We start from the raw sequence: 13,069 nt of genomic DNA, 5'->3' as shown, positions 1-13,069 counted from the left end.
GAGCCTGCTGTGACAGATCAGCCCGCTATCGAACTTGTCGGCATCGACAAGAAATTCGGCGCCGTCCACGCCAACAAGGACATCAACCTCACCGTCGCCAAGGGCTCGATCCACGGCATTATCGGGGAAAACGGTGCCGGCAAATCGACCCTGATGTCCATCATCTACGGTTTCTATCAGGCCGACAGCGGCGAGATCCGCGTCAACGGCCAGCCCATCACCATCCGGGACAGCCAGGCGGCCATCGCAGCCGGCATCGGCATGGTGCACCAGCATTTCATGCTGGTCGACAATTTCACCGTGCTTGAGAACGTCATGCTCGGCGCCGAAGGCGGCGCGCTGCTCGCCAGGGGCGTGGCCTCGGCCCGCGCCGAACTCAAGCGGCTGGAGACCGAATACGGCCTGGAGGTCAACCCGGACGCGCTGATCGAAGAGCTTCCGGTCGGCCTGCAGCAGCGCGTGGAAATCCTCAAGGCCATGTATCGCGGCGCCGAGATCCTGATCCTCGACGAGCCGACGGGCGTACTGACGCCGGCCGAGGCCGATCACCTGTTCCGTATCCTCGGCGTGCTGCGCGACGAGGGCAAGACCGTCGTCCTCATCACCCACAAGCTGCGCGAAATCATGGCGATCACCGATACGGTCTCCGTCATGCGCCGCGGCGAAATGGTCGCCACCCGCAAGACGGCCGAAACGACGGTGGAGGAGCTTGCCGAGCTCATGGTCGGCCGCCGCGTGCTTTTGCGCGTCCAGAAGGGCGAGGCCAAGCCCGCCGATGTCGTGCTCTCCGTCCGCAACCTGACGGTCAAGGACAACCGCGGCGTCACGATGGTCGACAACGTCTCCTTCGACGTGCGCGCCGGCGAGATCGTCGGCATTGCCGGGGTTGCCGGCAACGGCCAGTCGGAGCTGCTGGAGGCGATCGCCGGCATCCGCAAGCCGGCCTCGGGCGAAATCCTGCTCGACGGCCAGCCGATCGACAAGGCCGATCCGGCCCGCCTGCGCGAACTCGGCCTTGCCCATATTCCCGAGGACCGCCATCACATGGGCCTCGTCCTGAAATTCGAGGAATATGAAAATGCCGTGCTCGGCTATCACCGTCGGCCGGATTACAGCCGCGGCCCGCTGCTTGATCTCGACGCCATCCGCAAGGATGCGATGGAGAAGATCGAGAAATACGATATCCGCCCGCCGAACCCGCGCCTGAAAACGGCGAATTTTTCCGGCGGCAACCAGCAGAAGATCGTCGTCGCCCGCGAGATCGAGCGTGATCCGAAAATGCTGATCATCGGCCAGCCGACCCGCGGCGTCGATATCGGCGCCATCGAATTCATCCATCGCCGGATCATCGAGATGCGCGATGCGGGCAAGGCCATCCTGCTCGTCTCCGTCGAACTCGACGAAATCCGCGCCCTGTCAGACCGTATCCTTGTCATGTTCGCCGGCCATGTCGTCGGCGAGAAGACGCCCGATGCCGGTGAACAGACCCTCGGCCTGATGATGGCCGGCATTGCCGCGTGAGGCCTCGATGAGCACTGCTTCCGTAACATTACCGCGATGGATCAATTACGGTCTGGTCCCGCTTCTGAACCTGATCGTCGCCTTCCTGATCTCCGGCTTCGTCGTCTGGCTGATCGGCGAAAGCCCGCTGGCAGCACTTTCGCTGCTCATCGAAGGCGCCTTCGGCAGCGGCGAGGGCATCGGCTTCACGCTCTATTATGCGACGAGCTTCATCTTCACCGGCCTTTCGGTCGCCGTCGCCATCCATGCCGGCCTGTTCAACATTGGCTCGGAAGGGCAGGCCTATCTCGGCGGCCTCGGCTGCGCGCTGGTGGCGCTGGCGCTCGACAATTACGTGCCCTGGTACGTGACCATGCCGGTCGCCGTGATCGGCGCCGGCCTCTTCGGCGCCGCCTGGGCCTTCATCCCCGCCTTCCTGCAGGCCAAGCGCGGCAGCCATATCGTCATCACGACGATCATGTTCAACTATATCGCCGCCGCCCTCATGGTGTACTTGCTTGTGCATGTGCTGATCGTGCCCGGCAAGATGGCGCCGGAAACCCGCACCTTCCTCGAAGGCGGGCAGCTTCCGAAGCTCGGCTGGATCATGAGCATGTTCGGCGCCAAGCTCGGTGCGGCCCCCTTTAACGTCTCCTTCATCATCGCCCTTGTCGCCGCCTGGTTCGTCTGGCTGCTGGTCTGGCGCACCAAGCTCGGCTTCGAAATGCGCACGCTGGGCGTCAGCCCGACGGCCGCCGCCTATGCCGGCATTCCCTATGCACGCATCGTCATCATCGCCATGCTGCTGTCGGGCGCGCTCGCCGGCATGATGGCGCTGAACCCGGTCATGGGCTCGTCGGCGCGCCTGCAGGTGGAATTCGTCGGCGGCGCCGGCTTCGTCGGCATCGCCGTCTCGCTGATGGGCAGAAACCATCCGCTCGGCATCATCTTCGCCGCGATCCTCTTCGGCGTGCTCTATCAGGGCGGCGACTGGATCTCCTTCGAAATGCCCAACATCACCCGCGAGATGATCCTCGTCATCCAGGGTCTGGTCATCCTGTTTGCCGGTGCGCTCGAATATATGTTCCGCCCGGCAATGGTGCTTATCTACCAGCAGTTCAAGCGAGCCTGAGGGACGGACGATGGATTATTATGAAATCTTCATCAGCGTTCTGAGCTCCACCATCCGGCTCTCGATCCCGCTGATCTTTACCGCCCTTGCCGGCCTGTTTTCCGAACGCGCCGGCGTCTTCGACATCGGCCTTGAGGGCAAGATGCTGGGCTCGGCCTTCGCCGCCGCCTGTATCGCCTATCTCACCGGCTCGGCCTGGGCCGGCCTCGGTGCCGGCGTGGTCTGCTCGGTGGCGCTCAGCCTCGTGCATGGTTTTGCTTCGATCACCAATCGCGGCAACCAGATCGTCTCGGGCGTCGCCATCAACTTCTTCATCGCCGGTATCACCATCGTGCTCGGCCAGGCCTGGTTCGGGCAAGGCGGGCGCACGCCGCAGCTGCTGCCGGAGGCGCGTTTCCAGCCGATCACGCTGCCGGGTGCCGATGCCATGCGCGAGGTGCCTGTTATCGGCCCGCTCTATGCGGGCGTGATCTCCGGCAACAATATCCTGACTTATCTCGCCTTCCTCGCCGTGCCCTTCTCTTGGTGGGTGCTCTACCGCACGCGCTTCGGCCTGCGCCTTCGCGCCGTCGGCGAAAATCCGGGTGCGGTGGATACGGCCGGCATTTCGGTCTCCTGGCTGCGCTACCGCGCCGTCATGTGCGCCGGCATCCTCTGCGGCTTCTCCGGCACCTATCTGGCGATCGCCCAGTCGGCCGCCTTCATCAAGGACATGTCGGCCGGCAAGGGCTATATCGCGCTCGCCGCCCTCGTCTTCGCCAAGTGGAAGCCGGTGCCGGTCATGTTTGCCTGCCTGCTCTTCGGCTTCCTCGATGCGCTGGCGAATTTCATGCAGGGCAAACAGGTGCCGCTGATCGGCGAGGTGCCGGTTCAGGTTTTCCAGGCGCTGCCCTATATTCTCACCTGCGTGCTGCTCGCCGGCTTCATCGGCGTCGCGATCCCGCCGAAGGCCGGCGGCGTGCCCTATACGAAGGAGCGTTGATATGTCTCACGACCTGTTCGAAGCCGCCCGCGGCGCCATGGCCTTCGCGCACGCGCCCTATTCGAAGTTTCCGGTGGGGGCTGCCATCCGCGCCGAGGACGGCAAGGTCTATACCGGCGCCAATATCGAAAACCTCTCCTTCCCGCAGGGCTGGTGCGCCGAGCCGACGGCGATCAGCGCGATGATCATGGGCGGTGCCAGGAAGATCGTCGAAATGGCCGTCATTGCCGAAAAACTGCCGCTCTGCCCGCCCTGCGGCGGCTGCCGGCAGAAGATCTCGGAATTCGCCTCCAGGGACACGAAGATCTATCTCTGCGACGAGGCCGGCGTGAAGAAGACCATGACCATGGAAGAGCTTTTGCCCTTCTCGTTTGAGACCGAACTCGGATGAACGCGACCGTCGATCTGCTGGCTGCCTTGCTCGGCGGGCTGAAGCCCCGCTACGGCATCGTGCTCGGCTCGGGTCTCGGCTCACTGGTCGATCAGGTCACGGATGCGGTCTGCATCCCCTACAAGGACCTGCCGGGCTTTCCGGTCAGCGCCGTCTCCGGTCATGCCGGAAACGTCGTCGCCGGCCATCTCGGTTCGGTGCCGGTCATCATGCTCTCGGGCCGCGTCCACTATTACGAAAAGGGCGACGCCAACGCCATGCGCGTGCCGATCGAGGTTCTGCAGGCCCTCGGCGTCGAGGCCCTGATCCTCACCAATTCGGCAGGATCGCTGAAGGAGGAGATGGCGCCTGGCTCGGTCATGCAGATTACCGATCATATCAACTATTCCGGCATGAACCCGCTGATCGGACACGAGAGCGACAACCGTTTCGTCGGCATGACCAATGCCTATGACGCCGAGCTTTCGGCGGCGATGCGCAATGCCGCCAAGACGCTTGATATCCCGCTTGCGAGCGGCGTCTACATGTGGTTCTCCGGCCCGAGCTTCGAGACGCCGGCCGAAATCCGCATGGCCCGCATTCTCGGCGCCGATGCCGTCGGCATGTCGACCGTGCCGGAAGTCATCATTGCAAGAATGCTGGGGCTGAGGGTTGCGGCGGCCTCCGTAATCACCAACTATGGGGCCGGCATGACCGGAAACGAGCTCAGCCATGAGGAAACCAAGGACATGGCGCCCGTCGGTGGCGCCCGTCTGGCCGCCATACTCAAGGAAATGATTGCCGGAAACTGATTGCCGGCGGAGGACGCGAACATGAACAGCCATTCCAGCCGGGAAACGGCCGCCGTCGCCCTTTCCCTTCTCGACCTGACCAACCTGAAGGACGATTGCACCAAGGAGCAGATCGATACGCTCTGCGCCCGCGCCCAGACGCCCTATGGCAACAGTGCTGCAATCTGCATCTGGCCGCGTTTCGTCGCCCATGCCCGCACGGTGCTCGGCAAGGGCCATCCGGTCCGCATCGCAACCGTCGTCAATTTCCCCTCCGGCGACATGGAAATCGCCGATGTCGCTGCCGAAACGCGCGAGGCGATTGCCGACGGCGCCGACGAGATCGATCTCGTCATACCCTACCGCAAGCTGATGGCCGGCAACGAGAAGGCCGTCACCGACATGGTCGCGGCCGTGCGCGCCGAATGCGTGGCGCCCGTTCTCCTGAAGGTCATCATCGAGACCGGCGAGTTGAAGGACGCGGCCCTCATCCGCCGCGCCTCGGAACTGGCGATCGAGGCCGGCGCCGATTTCATCAAGACCTCCACCGGCAAGGTCGCCGTCAACGCCACGCTGGAAGCGGCCGACATCATGATCCGCGCCATCAGGGAGAGCGGCCGCAAGGTGGGTTTCAAGCCCGCCGGCGGTATCTCGACGGTCGCGGATGCTGCTCTCTATCTCAGCCTCGCCGAAACCATCATGGCGCCCGACTGGGCCATGCCCTCCACCTTCCGTTTCGGCGCCTCCGGCCTGCTCGACAATATCCTGGCCGTGCTTTCCGGCACGGAGCCGAAGCCGGCAGCGGTTTCGAGCTATTGAGATGATCCCGCAGGAGATCATCCGCCAGAAACGCAACGGCGCCGAACTGCCGTCAGGCGATGTCGATGCCTTCGTCGCGGCGCTGGCTGCCGGCAACCTGTCGGAAGGCCAGATCGGCGCCTTCGCCATGGCCGTCTGGTTCAAGGGCATGTCGCGCACCGAAACGGTGGCGCTGACGCTCGCCATGGCGCGCTCCGGCGACATGCTCTCCTGGCAGGGCATCGACCGCCCGGTCGCCGACAAGCACTCCACCGGCGGCGTGGGCGACAACGTGTCGCTGATGCTTGCCCCGATCGCCGCCGCCTGCGGCCTGGCCGTGCCGATGATCTCCGGCCGGGGCCTCGGCCATACCGGCGGCACGCTGGACAAGCTCGAATCCATTCCGGGCTATACGATCAATCCGGATGCCGCCCTCTTCCGCAAGGTGGTGAAGGAGGCCGGCTGCGCCATCATCGGCCCGACCGGCGCATTGGCGCCAGCCGATGGCAGGCTCTATGCCGTGCGCGACGTGACGGCGACCGTCGATTCCATCCCGCTGATTACGGCCTCGATCCTGTCGAAGAAGCTTGCCGCCGGCCTTGAGACGCTGGTGCTCGACGTCAAGACCGGCAACGGCGCCTTCATGGCCGATCCTGAGCAGGCAATCGTGCTGGCGCATTCGCTGGTGGAGGTCGCAAACGGCGCGGGCGTGAAGACATCGGCGCTGATCACCGACATGAACCAGCCGCTGGCCGACAGCGCCGGTAATGCGGTGGAGGTGCGCAACTGCCTCGATTTTCTCGCCGGCCGAAAGAGCGGCACCCGCCTTGAAACCGTAGTCCTGGCCTTTGCCGCCGAAATGCTGGTACGGTCGGGCCTTGCCGCTTCGCTGATCGAGGCCGAAGGCAGGGCGCAGGCCGCGCTGTCTTCCGGCCGCGCCGCGGACGTCTTCGCCCGCATGGTGCATATGCTCGGCGGCCCGGCCGATCTTCTGGAGCGGCCCGATGCCTATCTGCGCAGGGCGCCGGTCGAGCGGGCGGTTCCGGCCTCGCGCGGTGGCTGGCTCGCGGCCTGCGACGCCCGCGATGTCGGCGTCAGCGTGATCGACCTTGGCGGCGGGCGGCGCCATCCGGCCGACAGGATCGACCACAGCGTCGGTTTCACCGGTCTGCTGCCGCTCGGAACGCGGGTGAATGCGGGCGATCCGGTCGCGCTCGTTCACGCTGCCGACGAGGCTTCGGCCGAAAGGGCTGTCGCGGCCCTTGCCGCAAACTATCGCATTGCCGACGAGAAGCCGGCGCTTCCCCCCGTTATCGCCGGCCGGATCTGACGGAATTACTGTTTCAGGCTGAGCGCGCCGTCGGCGACGGAATAGGAGGCGAGCTTCTGCAGGAAGCTCATGCCGACCAGCGTGCCGCTCAGCGCCTCGTCCTTCAGCACGAAGGCTTCGACGCTGCGCACGCGAATGCCGCCGATTTCCACGCGGTCGAGCGTCACATGCGCCGCCTTGGTCTGTCCGTTCGCCGTATTGACCGCATAGCGGAAATCGAGCTGGTTGCCGGAAAAACCGAGCCTGCGGGCAAGGCTTTCGTTGAGCGCCACATAGGTCGCGCCGGTATCGATCAGCCCCTGCACCGGCTTGCCGTTGATTTTGAAACTGCCGGTATAGTGGCCCTGCGCGTCGGCCTGCAGCCGCATCGTGCCGCCGCTGGAAATCGCCCCGGACGTGTCGGGCGCGCTGTCTTCGGCCGAAACGAAATTGGCCGAGATCGCATTGTCGGGCTGCTGCGTCGTGCGGGTGAGCAGGGAAGGCACTTGGGTCGCCAGCGCAGCCGCGATGCTGGCAAATATGACGGTGCGCATGAGCATGAAACAGAAATCCTTCCTGTATAAACCCCGCTTCATGCGAGGCCTCATGCTTCACGCAGCTAAGCCATAAGTGCTGAAAAGTTGCTAACGGCGGCATGAAAAAGGCCCGGAACGAAGCACCGGGCCTGTCGAGTCTTTCGAACTGGTAAAGAGAACCGTAATTATTTGGTGCCGTACATGCGGTCGCCGGCATCGCCGAGACCGGGCACGATATAGCCCTTCTCGTTCAGATGGCTGTCGATCGCCGCCGTGAAGACCGGCACGTCGGGGTGGGCGGCGCGGAAGTTCCTGATACCTTCGGGCGCCGCCAGCAGGCAGAGGAAGCGGATATTGTGGGCGCCGCGTTCCTTCAGCTTGTCGATCGCGGCAATCGAGGAATTGCCGGTCGCCAGCATCGGATCGACGACGATGATCAGGCGCTCGGCCACATCCTCGGGTGCCTTGAAGTAATATTCGACCGGCTGCAGCGTCTCGTGGTCGCGGTAGACGCCGATATGCGAAACGCGGGCGGAAGGCACGAGGTCGAGCATTCCCTCCAGGAGACCGTTGCCGGCGCGCAGGATGGAGGCGAAGACCAGCTTCTTGCCTTCCAGGATCGGCGCTTCCATCTGCTGGATCGGCGTTTCGATCGTCTCGATCGTCAGCTCCAGATCGCGCGTCACCTCGTAGCAGAGCAGGGTCGAGATTTCGCGCAGCAGCCGGCGGAAGCTGCCGGTCGAGGTTTCCTTGCGCCGCATGATGGTGAGTTTGTGCTGCACGAGCGGATGATCGATGACTGTGACGCCGTCCATGGGGAAACCTTCCAATTCTTTGTTCTTATCGGCTGTTTCTTTCACGGAAACCGCCTCCACTTCAAGAGCGGAGGCGTATTTGCCTCGAGCATTAACAATCTCGCGCCCCTCAAAGGCGGGCAAACAGGGCCTTGCGGGTCTCCTCGTCGACGAAGGCCGCTTCGATCCCCGTGCGCGTCATCGCATCGATCTCGGCGTCGCTGAAGCCGAAGGCTTCCGAAGCGAGCTCGTATTCGCGCTTGAGCGACGTGTGAAAGAAGGGCGGGTCGTCGGAGCTGATCGTCACCTTCACGCCCGCATCCCGCAGCCTGCGCAGCGGATGCGCGGCGAAATCCGGAAACACTTTCAGCGCGATGTTCGAGCCGGGGCAGACCTCCAGCACCGTGCCGAGATCGGCAAGCCGCCTGACGAGCTCGCTATCCTCGATCGCCCGCACGCCATGGCCGATGCGCGCGGGCCTGACGTCGTCGAGCGCATCCGAAACGGAAAAGGCGCCGCAGACTTCGCCGGCATGGATGGTGAGGCCGAGCCCCGCGTCGCGGGCAATGTCGAAGGCGCGGGCGTAATCGGCAACGCGGCCCATGCGCTCCTCGCCGGCAAGATTGAAACCTGTTATCAGCGGATTATCGGCCTTGGCGGCATATTCCGCGGCGCCGATCACGCTTTCCGGGCCGAAATGCCGTTCCCCGGTCACGATCAGCCGCGCCTCGATGCCGCTCTTTGCCTTTGCCCGGCGCATGCCTTCGCAGACCCCTTCGATATAGGCGTCCGCGCCAAGGCCGATGCGCTTGCCGTGGTCGGGCGAAACGATCAGCTCGCTGTAGATCGTGCCGATGCCGGCAAGCTCTTCCAGATAGGTTTCGGTCAGGAGCGCATAGTCTTCCTCGGTCTTGTAGACCTCCGAAACCTTGTCGTAGCATTCGAGGAAGCTTGCGAAATCGTGCCAGACATAGGCGCCGTCCTGCAGGTACGCGCTGATGTCGATGCCGTATTTGCGCGCCTGGGCTGCGGTCAGGCCGGGCGGGGCCGCGCCCTCCAGATGGCAATGCAGCTCGACCTTCTTCAGATGCGATGTCACAGAAAACTCCTTCCATGCGGGCCGGACGGAATGCCGAGATGCCGCGCGATGCTCTCGCCGATATCGGCATAGGTCCGGCGCACGCCGACCGAGCGCGAGCGGATACCGGGACCGTAGGCGATGATCGGCACGCGCTCGCGCGTATGGTCGGTGCCGCGCCAGGTCGGGTCGCAGCCGTGATCGGCGGTCAGCACCACGAGGTCGCCGGGCTGCAGCTTGCGGTGGACTTCGGTGAGGCGCGCGTCGAAGGCTTCGAGGGCGGCCGCATAACCGGCCACGTCGCGACGGTGGCCGTAGACCATGTCGAAATCGATGAAATTGGTGAAGACGAGATCGCCGTCCTCCGCCTCGTCGATGGCCGCCAGCGAGGCATCCATCAGCGCGTCGTTGCCGTTGGCCTTGATGACCCTGGAGACGCCCTGGTGGGCGAAGATATCGCCGATCTTGCCGACCGCGTGCACGTTGCGCCCGTGCTGGACGAGCCGGTCGAGCAGGGTCGGTTCCGGCGGCGGCACCGAGAAATCGCGGCGGTTGCCGGTTCTCTGGAAGGTTGCCACGCTCTGGCCGATGAAGGGGCGGGCGATGACGCGGCCGATATTGTAGGGATCGAGCAGGCTGCGGGCGATCTGGCAGAAATTGAGCAGCCGGTCGAGGCCGAAATAGACTTCGTGGGCCGCCACCTGGAACACGGAATCGGAGGAGGTGTAGCAGATCGGCTTGCCGGTGCGCATATGCTCTTCGCCGTAACGGGCGATGATCTCGGTTCCCGAGGCATGGCAGTTGCCGAGAATGCCGGGCACGCCAGCCGCCTTGCACAGCGCCTCGATCAGCTCGGGCGCAAAAGCGTCGCCCTCGCTCGGAAAATAGCCCCAGTCGAAGGTGACGGGCGTTCCGGCGATTTCCCAATGGCCCGAAGGCGTGTCCTTGCCGCGCGAGGTTTCGTTGGCGGCGCCGTAGAGGCCGTAGATCTTGTCCGGCAGCGGCATGCCGGCGGGAAATTGGCCGGAGGCCGCCCGCGCAATATGCAGGAGCCCGAGTGCGGACATGTTCGGCAGCGTCAGCGGGCCGGACCGCAGGCCGGCCCGGTCGGCCGCACCCGCCGCGCAGAATTCGGCGATATGGCCGAGCGTGTCGGCGCCCTCGTCGCCATAGGCTGCCGCATCCGGCGCGCCGCCGACACCGAAAGAATCCAGAACGAAGAGAAAGGCACGCGCCATTTTTCACCCGCAATATCTGCTGTCGCCGGCCTGCAGCCGAACGACCTGACTGACGCCCAGCCATATAATGACGGGAACTGCTTGGCAAATTTGAGGTGAGGGCGTGAGGCGGTCGCCCGGATCGGAGGGATCGCGACGCGCTTCAGCAGTCGCTGCAGGAAATGCTGTTGTTCTGTCGCTGGCGGTAGAAATAGCTGCGGCTGATCGTGATGGTATTCAGCCCTTGCGGCATGAAATTGGGCGCAAAGACGAAGAGCGTATAGGGTATGCTGAGTTCGCTGCGGATGAGGAAGCTGTCGGCCTTCTTCATTTCCGTCGGCACGTCGACAACCGTGCTGTTTTTGGCGTAGGGCGCTCCGCCGCTCGAGGCCCAGGACCAGAGAACGGTCGGGTTGGCGTTGCCGTCGATCTGGATTGCCGTGATCTTCACCAGCATGTCCGGGCTGCTGTAGGGCGAGTAGATCGGCGGCGCGGCCTTGGCGATATCGGTAAGAGAACTCTTTGTGACGCTTTCCTGCTGGGTGACGATATCGGCGATCGCGCCGGCGGCACGCGTCGTGCGCTTGCTGACGTTGAGCCCGATCGTGATCTCGAACGCGCCGAGATAGAGCATGACCAGAACCGGGAAGATGATCGCAAACTCGATGGCGCCCACGCCTTCCCGGTCGCGGCCAAAGCGCCGCGCCGTCGAAGCCAGCCGTATGAGAAGTCCGCGGCGCGCCATCAGGGGTACTGCTCGTTCTGGAAGGCTGCGGTCGAGACGATCAGATATTCGCTCGGCATGGAACTGCCGACCGGGCGAAGGCCGGTTATGTAGGGGCGCACGAGATCGACGATGATGGACCAGCGATAGTAGGCGCGCAGCATGTTGATCGAGCCCGGCCCGCCGGGCGTGAATTTGAAGGCTGAAACGTTCAGGTCGGAATATTTGTCCGCAGACATTCTCGGGATCGCCGTTGGCATGGCGGCAAAGGTGGGGAAGCTCTGCACATCCAGATAGAGCTTGCTGGGGGTCGCCGCTTCCGTTTCCGAGCAGCGGATGATGATCGAGATCTCGTCGCAGAAGGCCTGCCGGAACTGGGTCTGCGTCTTGTAGCTCGCGCGCGTGGGGTCGGCGAAGGTGATCTGCCCCGTGCGCATCTGGCGGCTCATCGTATCGACGGCGTTCGAGACGAGCTGCTCGGCCGTAAAGGCGATGAAGGTTTCCAGGATTGCGAAGACGATGACGAAATAGGGAATTGCCAGCAGCGCGAATTCGATCGCCGCCGAACCGTCGCGTGAGCGGGCCATGGCGCGAATACTGGATAAACGGAGGGGCGCACGCACCTTGCCCGTCTCCTGCTCGCTGATCGCCATGGTCTGGCCCCGAAAATGTTCTTCGGGCCACACTAAGGCGCTTTCGTTGATTTTCCGTTTCAGGCCGGTGCAGCTATTTTAACGAATCTGCGCCGATGTCGCCGATATCGGCTAGTCCGCGGACGTGGCGTTGCCTTGCTGCGAATGCTGCTCGCAATTGGGCGTGCAGGAAAGAACCGAGCGCTCCGTCTGGCGATAGACGCGCACCGTATTGCCCTCGTCGATGGAGACAAGGATGCGGTCGTCCAGGATGGCGTTGCCGTCGCCGTCGAGCAGCACGATATTGGTCGTGCCGAAACTGCGGCCCGTCAGCACGATCGTCTTGGAATCGGCGACCGTCGCATCGGCCACCTTGGCATTGCCGACGATGACCTTGCTGACCGGCCGGTCGAGCTTCAATACGCGCGCGTGGTCCATATAGACGCGCAGCATGTCTTCCTGGGCTGAGGCTATGCTTGCCGTAAGAGCCGCAATCACCCAGGCAAAGAAAACGGTCTTGCCGTTCGATGGCATTTTGGCCCTCTTTCACGATCGCAATGCAGATTGCCGATAGAATGGAAAAAAATGGTGAACGAAGCTTTAAGCCCTCCATCTCATGTCCGCGCGTGAAACACATTGGATCGTTCCGGCACGCACTGCCGGGGCGTCAGACCGGAAGGCGGCGGAAATTCGTGCCGTTTCTCGATGGCTGGAAGCTATTGCTACAGGTTTCCTGGCGAAATTCGTTAGAAGTCTAAGCAACGCGGTAAGGAATTACTTACCCTGACCGGGCAGGTTGTCTCGTTCACACCTCGTTAACGCATTTCTTTAAGCCGATGGAAACGGCCATTCGCTAGCTTTCGGCCATCCGATCAACGGCAAACAGTTGGCGGACGTGCTGAACATCAACTGGAGTTAGGAGAGACCATGACCAAGCTTTTTAGCCGTTTTCTGAAGGACGAATCCGGCGCGACCGCAATCGAATACGGCCTGATCGCCGCCCTCATTTCCGTAGCCCTCGTTGCCGGCGCCTCGACGCTCGGCACCAAGATCGGCGACACGTTCAACAACCTCGGCGACCAGATGCAGTCCGCTGCTGACAAGGCTAAATTGCCGGAGGAGTAAAAGCGCCGCTCGCGGCATCCGCATGGTCTCGGCCGGAATCGTTCCGGCCGTCAGACGAGCAGGCTCGCAGCTTAACGGCCG

At 63.5% G+C, this 13,069-nt stretch carries 15 protein-coding genes; 8 read left to right on the top strand and 7 right to left on the bottom strand.

Annotated elements, in window-relative coordinates; translation table 11 throughout:
- The first annotated feature begins 9 nt into the window (after positions 1 to 9).
- From ACFPWW_RS25620 to deoA, 7 genes are read left to right on the top strand one after another with little or no spacing between them, the layout of a single operon-like run.
- Positions 10 to 1,521: an ABC transporter ATP-binding protein gene (locus tag ACFPWW_RS25620; protein WP_112565645.1), complete on the top strand. Its 1,512-nt coding sequence runs from the start codon at positions 10 to 12 to the stop codon at positions 1,519 to 1,521.
- 7 nt (positions 1,522 to 1,528) lie between these two features.
- On the top strand, positions 1,529 to 2,632 hold the full coding sequence (locus ACFPWW_RS25615) for an ABC transporter permease (RefSeq protein WP_377313787.1): 1,104 nt from the start codon (positions 1,529 to 1,531) through the stop codon (positions 2,630 to 2,632).
- Positions 2,633 to 2,642: 10 nt separating this feature from the next.
- Entirely contained in the window at positions 2,643 to 3,614 is a 972-nt protein-coding gene (locus tag ACFPWW_RS25610; protein ID WP_112755142.1) for an ABC transporter permease, read from the top strand.
- Between the two features lies 1 nt (position 3,615).
- Positions 3,616 to 4,005: a cytidine deaminase gene (locus ACFPWW_RS25605; RefSeq protein WP_112565037.1), complete on the top strand. Its 390-nt coding sequence runs from the start codon at positions 3,616 to 3,618 to the stop codon at positions 4,003 to 4,005.
- Positions 4,002 to 4,796 (top strand): purine-nucleoside phosphorylase, encoded by a 795-nt coding sequence (locus ACFPWW_RS25600; RefSeq protein ID WP_377313785.1) that lies wholly within the window; start codon positions 4,002 to 4,004, stop codon positions 4,794 to 4,796. The genes ACFPWW_RS25605 and ACFPWW_RS25600 overlap by 4 nt, the downstream gene beginning before the upstream one ends.
- Positions 4,797 to 4,817: 21 nt before the next feature.
- Positions 4,818 to 5,594: a deoxyribose-phosphate aldolase gene (deoC, locus tag ACFPWW_RS25595; RefSeq protein WP_112754245.1), complete on the top strand. Its 777-nt coding sequence runs from the start codon at positions 4,818 to 4,820 to the stop codon at positions 5,592 to 5,594.
- A gap of 1 nt (position 5,595) precedes the next feature.
- Entirely contained in the window at positions 5,596 to 6,903 is a 1,308-nt protein-coding gene (gene deoA, locus ACFPWW_RS25590; protein ID WP_377313783.1) for a thymidine phosphorylase, read from the top strand.
- A 5-nt stretch (positions 6,904 to 6,908) separates the two neighbouring features.
- On the opposite strand, the gene ACFPWW_RS25585 is transcribed toward deoA, so the two are convergent.
- The 7 genes from ACFPWW_RS25585 to ACFPWW_RS25555 all read right to left on the bottom strand — a co-directional run bounded on the left by ACFPWW_RS25585 (position 6,909) and on the right by ACFPWW_RS25555 (position 12,397).
- Positions 6,909 to 7,478 carry a TIGR02281 family clan AA aspartic protease gene (locus ACFPWW_RS25585; RefSeq protein WP_377313781.1) on the bottom strand — a complete coding sequence of 190 codons (570 nt, stop codon included), beginning with the start codon at positions 7,476 to 7,478 and terminating at the stop codon, positions 6,909 to 6,911.
- Positions 7,479 to 7,603: 125 nt separating this feature from the next.
- Complete coding sequence (upp, locus tag ACFPWW_RS25580; RefSeq protein WP_112565653.1) at positions 7,604 to 8,233, bottom strand: uracil phosphoribosyltransferase; 630 nt, start codon at positions 8,231 to 8,233, stop codon at positions 7,604 to 7,606.
- Between the two features lie 109 nt (positions 8,234 to 8,342).
- Complete coding sequence (locus tag ACFPWW_RS25575; protein WP_112565045.1) at positions 8,343 to 9,311, bottom strand: adenosine deaminase; 969 nt, start codon at positions 9,309 to 9,311, stop codon at positions 8,343 to 8,345.
- The gene (locus ACFPWW_RS25570) at positions 9,308 to 10,528 is read right to left on the bottom strand and encodes a phosphopentomutase (protein ID WP_377313779.1); all 1,221 of its coding nucleotides are present in this window, start codon (positions 10,526 to 10,528) and stop codon (positions 9,308 to 9,310) included. The genes ACFPWW_RS25575 and ACFPWW_RS25570 overlap by 4 nt, the downstream gene beginning before the upstream one ends.
- 142 nt (positions 10,529 to 10,670) lie before the next feature.
- A complete protein-coding gene (locus tag ACFPWW_RS25565) occupies positions 10,671 to 11,252 on the bottom strand; it encodes a TadE/TadG family type IV pilus assembly protein (protein WP_377313777.1) in 582 nt (193 codons plus the stop codon).
- Complete coding sequence (locus ACFPWW_RS25560) at positions 11,252 to 11,884, bottom strand: TadE/TadG family type IV pilus assembly protein (RefSeq protein ID WP_112705692.1); 633 nt, start codon at positions 11,882 to 11,884, stop codon at positions 11,252 to 11,254. Before ACFPWW_RS25560 ends, ACFPWW_RS25565 begins: the two co-directional genes overlap by 1 nt.
- Before the next feature lie 111 nt (positions 11,885 to 11,995).
- Positions 11,996 to 12,397: a pilus assembly protein N-terminal domain-containing protein gene (locus ACFPWW_RS25555; RefSeq protein WP_377313775.1), complete on the bottom strand. Its 402-nt coding sequence runs from the start codon at positions 12,395 to 12,397 to the stop codon at positions 11,996 to 11,998.
- Between the two features lie 393 nt (positions 12,398 to 12,790).
- Here ACFPWW_RS25555 and ACFPWW_RS25550 point away from each other — a divergent pair, with 393 nt between their 5' ends.
- The gene (locus tag ACFPWW_RS25550) at positions 12,791 to 12,988 is read left to right on the top strand and encodes a Flp family type IVb pilin (protein WP_377313773.1); all 198 of its coding nucleotides are present in this window, start codon (positions 12,791 to 12,793) and stop codon (positions 12,986 to 12,988) included.
- Positions 12,989 to 13,069 lie beyond the last annotated feature (81 nt).

It is taken from the genome of Rhizobium sp. GCM10022189, from assembly GCF_042656325.1.
In the GTDB taxonomy this organism is placed as follows: Bacteria; Pseudomonadota; Alphaproteobacteria; order Rhizobiales; family Rhizobiaceae; genus Rhizobium.
This window is presented reverse-complemented; position numbering and strand designations above follow the sequence as displayed.

Coding starts and splice junctions, on each gene's coding strand:
- ACFPWW_RS25615 (WP_377313787.1), top strand. CDS start 1,529: ATGAGCACTGCTTCCGTAACATTACCGCGATGGATCAATTACGGTCTG.
- ACFPWW_RS25610 (WP_112755142.1), top strand. CDS start 2,643: ATGGATTATTATGAAATCTTCATCAGCGTTCTGAGCTCCACCATCCGG.
- ACFPWW_RS25605 (WP_112565037.1), top strand. CDS start 3,616: ATGTCTCACGACCTGTTCGAAGCCGCCCGCGGCGCCATGGCCTTCGCG.
- ACFPWW_RS25600 (WP_377313785.1), top strand. CDS start 4,002: ATGAACGCGACCGTCGATCTGCTGGCTGCCTTGCTCGGCGGGCTGAAG.
- deoC (WP_112754245.1), top strand. CDS start 4,818: ATGAACAGCCATTCCAGCCGGGAAACGGCCGCCGTCGCCCTTTCCCTT.
- deoA (WP_377313783.1), top strand. CDS start 5,596: ATGATCCCGCAGGAGATCATCCGCCAGAAACGCAACGGCGCCGAACTG.
- ACFPWW_RS25585 (WP_377313781.1), bottom strand. CDS start 7,478: ATGAAGCGGGGTTTATACAGGAAGGATTTCTGTTTCATGCTCATGCGC.
- upp (WP_112565653.1), bottom strand. CDS start 8,233: ATGGACGGCGTCACAGTCATCGATCATCCGCTCGTGCAGCACAAACTC.
- ACFPWW_RS25570 (WP_377313779.1), bottom strand. CDS start 10,528: ATGGCGCGTGCCTTTCTCTTCGTTCTGGATTCTTTCGGTGTCGGCGGC.
- ACFPWW_RS25565 (WP_377313777.1), bottom strand. CDS start 11,252: ATGGCGCGCCGCGGACTTCTCATACGGCTGGCTTCGACGGCGCGGCGC.
- ACFPWW_RS25560 (WP_112705692.1), bottom strand. CDS start 11,884: ATGGCGATCAGCGAGCAGGAGACGGGCAAGGTGCGTGCGCCCCTCCGT.
- ACFPWW_RS25555 (WP_377313775.1), bottom strand. CDS start 12,397: ATGCCATCGAACGGCAAGACCGTTTTCTTTGCCTGGGTGATTGCGGCT.
- ACFPWW_RS25550 (WP_377313773.1), top strand. CDS start 12,791: ATGACCAAGCTTTTTAGCCGTTTTCTGAAGGACGAATCCGGCGCGACC.